Origin of the sequence: Sphaerochaeta sp. (genome assembly GCF_050178175.1) — a bacterium.
Lineage (GTDB): Bacteria > Spirochaetota > Spirochaetia > Sphaerochaetales > Sphaerochaetaceae > Sphaerochaeta.
Genome location: NZ_JBFXGH010000129.1, coordinates 1 through 5,602, shown reverse-complemented (window position 1 = coordinate 5,602; position 5,602 = coordinate 1). Strand labels below are relative to the sequence as shown.

6 protein-coding genes are annotated in these 5,602 nt (G+C 50.9%); all 6 read right to left on the bottom strand.

Going from position 1 to position 5,602, the window contains the following annotated elements; genetic code table 11:
- Nucleotides 1-237: 237 nt before the first annotated feature.
- Nucleotides 238-1,449, bottom strand: a complete 1,212-nt coding sequence (gene fabV, locus AB7S66_RS10935) for an enoyl-ACP reductase FabV (RefSeq protein ID WP_428519948.1) — start codon at nucleotides 1,447-1,449, stop codon at nucleotides 238-240.
- Between the two features lie 2 nt (nucleotides 1,450-1,451).
- Nucleotides 1,452-1,895, bottom strand: a complete 444-nt coding sequence (locus AB7S66_RS10930) for a 3-hydroxyacyl-ACP dehydratase FabZ family protein (protein WP_428519946.1) — start codon at nucleotides 1,893-1,895, stop codon at nucleotides 1,452-1,454.
- A gap of 12 nt (nucleotides 1,896-1,907) precedes the next feature.
- The gene (gene fabF / locus AB7S66_RS10925) at nucleotides 1,908-3,152 is read right to left on the bottom strand and encodes a beta-ketoacyl-ACP synthase II (protein ID WP_428519941.1); all 1,245 of its coding nucleotides are present in this window, start codon (nucleotides 3,150-3,152) and stop codon (nucleotides 1,908-1,910) included.
- Between the two features lie 11 nt (nucleotides 3,153-3,163).
- On the bottom strand, nucleotides 3,164-3,868 hold the full coding sequence (fabG, locus tag AB7S66_RS10920; RefSeq protein ID WP_428519939.1) for a 3-oxoacyl-[acyl-carrier-protein] reductase: 705 nt from the start codon (nucleotides 3,866-3,868) through the stop codon (nucleotides 3,164-3,166).
- Nucleotides 3,865-4,821, bottom strand: coding sequence for an ACP S-malonyltransferase (locus AB7S66_RS10915; protein ID WP_428519937.1), 957 nt, complete (start codon nucleotides 4,819-4,821; stop codon nucleotides 3,865-3,867). The genes fabG and AB7S66_RS10915 overlap by 4 nt, the downstream gene beginning before the upstream one ends.
- Nucleotides 4,809-5,602: beta-ketoacyl-ACP synthase 3 (locus AB7S66_RS10910; protein WP_428519935.1), on the bottom strand; the 794-nt coding region annotated here is incomplete at its 5' end. The genes AB7S66_RS10915 and AB7S66_RS10910, both read right to left, overlap by 13 nt.

Below are 5,602 nucleotides of genomic sequence, written 5' to 3'. Positions count from 1 at the left end.
AACATGGTTTGCATTCTAAGTAGTTTCATATGTGTAAAAAATGTATCACACCTGTCTGAACTCTTGCAATCATGGTCCAGTGTGTTGATTATTGTTCATTAATTGAACAAGAGTGAAATCAAAAAAATTGCAATTAGTATGCATATAATAGACCTATATAGGAATAATAAGACAAACAGTATAGGAATTTGCACACAGAAAAGGCAACCCCCTCTCTGGAAGTTGCCTCAATCTGTCTCAGACTATCCTTGGATCGATATCTGCTTCATAGTCAATGTCAGGGAAACCGAACCCATGAATGTGCTCGTACTCCTCAAGCACCCCATCCAAATCCCCTTGCAGAAGCGGTTGCCCTTCCTTTTGGAGAGCCCACCGGCGTTCCACCTCATTCTGGACCTCATCAAGCATCTCCCAGTCATCGACCCTGAGACGTCCTTCCTGATCGGTCGGAATCTCTCCTTTGGTGTAGAGCTGACCCAGGAACAATCGATAGATCTGCTGTGTGCAGTGCTCGTGGATGTTCTTCTCCTTCATCACTTGATAGAGCAGAGCCATGTAGAGTGGTACCACTGGAATAACTGCGCTTGCGCGGGTGACAAGGGCTTTGTTTACTGAAACAAAGGCTTTGCCTCCGATGGCTTCAAGTTTATCAGACAGTGCACCAGCACTGTTCTCCAGGTGTTCCTTTGCCTTCCCGATGGTCCCTTCCCGATAAACGGGGTAGGTTATCCTGGGACCAATGTAGGAGTATGCAACAGTCATGGCACCCTCTGCGAGCAGTCCCTGCTCAAGCAGATAGTCAACCCAGAGGGTCCAGTCCTCCCCACCCATGACCTTGACCGTATCCTGTACTTGCTCATCAGTAGCAGGTTCAATGGTCGCTTGTTTAACCACATCATCATCCAAGTCTACCGACAGGGCAGTGAATGGCTTGCCTATGGGCTTGAGTACCGAACGATAGGTGACCCCAGTAACAGGGTCATTTCTGAGGGGGCTTGCAAGGCTGTAGATAACCAGATCCACTTGCCCAAGTTCTTCCCGGATTTTCCTTGCAGTCTCTTCCTTGATCGAGGTGCTGAATGCATCACCAAAAACAGAGCATGCCTTCATCCCATCCTTCTTGGCCTGTTGCTCGAAAGCCATGGTATTGTACCAACCGGGGGTTGCTGTTTTCTTCTCGGCTGGTTCCCGTTCGAAGGACACATTGATAGTGTCAGCTCCTCCAGTGTAGGCAGCAACAATTCGGCTGGAAAGGCCGTATCCCGTGGATCCTCCAATGACAAGTACGCGCCTTGGGAGCGCGCTTTCAACTGGCTTTGGATAACGGGTATCCTCTCCGCTTGTTGCCTGGTGTTTTACCCAGTCAATTTGTTGTTGGACATACCGCTTGCACCCTGTAGGGTGAGCAGTCAGGGAGACATTCCGCATTACTTTTTTCGTGATGATCACAACTAAATCCTTTCTTGTTTGCTATTGACGATGCACATCCAGGATGCTTCAGCTGCAACATCCCCGTTGATGGTAATGGTTCCCTTCTGACGAACCATTACTTTGCTTACTCTCAGATTATGTACTTCAATGATAGCACAGTCGTTAGGGCGTACCTGGTTTCGGAACTTTGCATTTTCAATGGAAGCCAATACGAAGAAGGCACCATGAGGAAGAATCCCTGTCTGGACCAACCCGGCACCGCCGCACTGTGCCAAGGTCTCCACAAGAATGACCCCCGGTACCACTGGGTAGTCTGGGAAGTGACCCTTGAAGAAGAAATGATCTTCAGTGAAAACACGTTTTGCAACGGTGTGTTCCTCATCCGCTTCAATCAGCTCATCGAGGAACAGAAATGGATCACGGTGAGGTAGTAATTCCTCTGGTGTCTCAAACTGTTCTGGCATAACGTTTCCTCCTTAGTTTTCCTGATAGGCCTTGAATACAAGTACACCATTATGTCCACCAAAGCCCAGAGAATTGCTGACAGCATATCGGATTATACCATTCATTCCTTTGTTTGGTACATAGTCAAGATCACACTCACTGTCTGGATTGGTCAAGTTGAGCGTACAGGGGAAGTACTGGTCCCTGATGGCAAGCAGGCAAATGATAGCCTCAACGGCTCCTGCTGCCCCAACCAGGTGACTGGTCATGGATTTGGTTGATGAGACCTTGAGCTTATACGCACCATCACCGAATACCCTTTTGATCGCATTGGTTTCCATGGAGTCGTTTGCCGCAGTACTGGTGCCATGGGCATTGATATAATCCACCTCATCAAGGCTGGCTCCTGCCATCTCGATCGCCTGTTTCATGGCTCTGGCAGCTCCTTCCCCGTCTGGATTGGGGGCTGTGAGGTGGAACGCGTCACATGTCATGCTGTAGCCGGCAATCTCACCGAGGATGGTTGCCCCGCGCTTCTTGGCATGCGAAAGTGATTCAAGTACAAGCATCCCAGCGCCCTCTCCCATGACAAACCCATCGCGTTCCTTATCGAACGGTCGGCTGGCAATCTTGGGGGTATCGTTGTACTTGGTAGCCAAGGCCTGGAGGCGACAGAATCCAGCCACGCTGAGCTCGGTGATTGCAGCCTCCGTGCCACCGGCTAAAGCCATATCGACCAGACCAAAGCGAATTGAGTTGAACGCATCCCCAATTGCATCGGTACCGGATGCACATGCGGTGACCGTGGTGTGGCAGGGTCCTTGTATACCGAAGTGGATTGCAATATTCCCTGCAGCCTCGTTGCTGATAAGCTTTGGGATGGTTAGGGGAGCTACCGCGTGTGGGCCTTTTTCGAAGAGCTTTGCAAGGTTCTCCTCCGCAACTTCGAATCCCCCAATTCCGTTTCCAACATATACACCGCTTCTGTAAGGGTCAAAGGAACCTTTCTCCAGTTTTGCCTGATTCATTGCCTGTACGGCTGCGTGGGCGGCAAACTTGGTGAAGTCAGCCATACCTCTCAGTTCCTTGCGGTCAAGCAGGTCAGAGGGATCGAAATCCCTGACTTCCCCTGCAATCTTGGCTGGGTAGTCGGTTGTATCAAACCTGGTGATCTTATCAATACCACAGGCTCCTGCCTGTATCTGCTTCCAGAACTGTTCCACCTCCCTACCCAGTGGATTGACAGTTCCCATACCGGTTACTACCACACGTTCCATCTCTTGACTCCTTACATTGCCATCCCACCATCGACAGCCAGAACCTGGCCGGTGATGTAGGATGCTTTATCGCTTGCGAGGAACGCCACGCTCTGGGCAACCTCTTCCGTATTTCCAATTCTTGAAAGGGGAATCTGATCCTTGATCTGGTCCTTCAGCTTCTCTGAAAGTACCTCAGTCATGGCTGTCTCGATGAATCCAGGGGCTACCACATTGACCCGTACATTTCTTCCAGCGAGTTCCTTGGCGAGGCTCTTGGAGAATCCAATAATGCCTGCCTTGCTGGCTGCATAGTTGGTCTGTCCCCCATTGCCCACAATACCGACGACGCTGGAGATGTTGACGATGGCACCCTTTCTCTGGGTTGCCATCAGTCGGCCGATACGCCTGCAGGTGAGGAATACTGAAGTGAGGTTGACGGCAATAACATCATCCCAGGCTTCATCCTTCATCCTCATGATCAATCCATCACGGGTGATCCCGGCGTTGTTTACCAGGACATCGATGTATGTTGCTTCATTGACCACCGCTTCCAGTGCAGAGGCAACACGCTCCCTGTCAGCCATATCGCAACTGATGTGATTCGCTTCCAGTCCTTCTGCCTTGCTCCTGGAGAGGTACCAAACTTCGTATCCCTCACTTAGCAATGTCTCTATGATTGTTCTCCCAATTCCCCGTGACCCTCCAGTCACCAGGGCGTGCTTCTTTTCACTCATGATTCCAATTCCTTCTTGTAATTCCAGATTGCATCCTCACTGCCGAGACTTCGGCAAGGGATTTCCGCATTACTGTTTTTCCAAAGCCCGCTGAGTACCGTTCCAAACCCGGTTTCAGCTACCTGTGCATGCTTTTCTTTTGCCAAGGAAGAGAGATGCTTCATTGCCTCCGTCCAGCGCACTGGTTTTGCCAACTGCATTGCCAGATGCTCCTTTGCTTGCTGAGCGTCCTTGATCACATCCCCATCCACACTCGAGATTACCAAGGAGTGGGGGTTCTTGAAGTCGAGCGTTTCCAAGAAAGCAGAGAAAGGCTCAGTTGCACCCTCCATGAAGGGGGTGTGGAATGGGCCGGAGACTTTCAGGGGAATGACTCTCCTCGCTCCCTTTGCCTGCAGGACTTCCTTGCCTTGGGCGATGCTCTCCTGCAAGCCAGCGATAACCACTTGTGTGGTGCTGTTGTCATTGGATGCATACAGTCCTGGGATCTGTGCTTCTCTCAGGGCTTGTTCAACAGTTGCATAATCCAACCCAATGATGGCCGCCATCCCCAGCTTTCCCTGTATCTCTTCAATCTTTCTTGCTTCTTCGTCCATCAATGCAGATCGTTTGGTGACCAAGGAGAAGAGCGTTTCATCATCAAGGATGCCGCCTCCTGCAAAAGCAGAAAGCTCGCCAAGGCTGAACCCGCTATGGGCAGCAAATGAGAATCCAAGCTCGGTTAGTCTCAGATGTGCACTGCGGTTGGCTAGGGTTACCGCGAGCTGTGTCGCCACAGTCTGTTTCAATTCCTCTTCGCTGCCTTCAGCGAGCAATTGGTACAAGTCCAGGCCACTTACATCACTTGCAAGAGCAAAGAGATCCCTTACTTGCTTGCTTGCTTCATAGAGATCCAGGGCCATCTTCGGTTTCTGCGATCCCTGTCCGGGGTAAAGTGCTATCAATACGTCCATGTAAGTAGCGTTCCTCCGTAGGTCAATCCTGCCCCGAATCCCACCAGCAGAATTCTTTGGCCCTTCTTGAGCAGTCCCTCTCTGTCCATCTCCCTCAGTGCAAGGGGGATGGATGCCGCTGAGGTGTTGGCAAATCGATCGATATTCATGTAGAACTTCTCTTCTGGGATTCCATAACGCTTGGAACAGGCTTGGATGATTCTTCGGTTTGCTTGGTGCGGGACAATCCAGTCAATGGATTCCATATTCAGGTTGTTTCGTTCAACCAGGGCCAGGATGGTATCTCCAATCGTTCTCACCGCAAAGGAGTAGACCGCTCGGCCGTCCATCTCAATGGCATGTTTCTCTGGGTGGATGGTCAGTGCCTTGGTCCCGGCAGCCTCAGCCTTGAGCAAGGTGTCGATAAGACCCGATTCCTCTTGCCCTGAGGACTCAAGCAGTGCACATCCTGCTCCATCTCCAAAGAGTACGCAGGTGTTTCGGTCATTCCAGTCAACTACGCCTGAGAGTTTCTCTGCTCCTACCACCAGGGCATTTTTCATGGAACCTGTGGTGATCATGGCCCGGGCAACTTCCAGGGCGTAGATGAAGCCGGTGCAACCGGCACTCACATCCAATGCAGGTCCGGTTATGCCGAATTGTTCTGCAATCATACAGGCAACGGAAGGAAACCCAGGATAGTCCGGGGTAGCTGTTGCGCAGACGATGCCATCAATTTGGGATGCTTCCCGGTTGTAGCTTGCAAGAAGATCATCGATGGCTTTATAAGCGAGATTACTGG

Excerpts from the sequence above, each read along its gene's own strand:
- AB7S66_RS10930 (WP_428519946.1), bottom strand. The coding sequence starts at position 1,895 with ATGCCAGAACAGTTTGAGACACCAGAGGAATTACTACCTCACCGTGAT.
- fabF (WP_428519941.1), bottom strand. The coding sequence starts at position 3,152 with ATGGAACGTGTGGTAGTAACCGGTATGGGAACTGTCAATCCACTGGGT.
- fabG (WP_428519939.1), bottom strand. The coding sequence starts at position 3,868 with ATGAGTGAAAAGAAGCACGCCCTGGTGACTGGAGGGTCACGGGGAATT.
- AB7S66_RS10915 (WP_428519937.1), bottom strand. The coding sequence starts at position 4,821 with ATGGACGTATTGATAGCACTTTACCCCGGACAGGGATCGCAGAAACCG.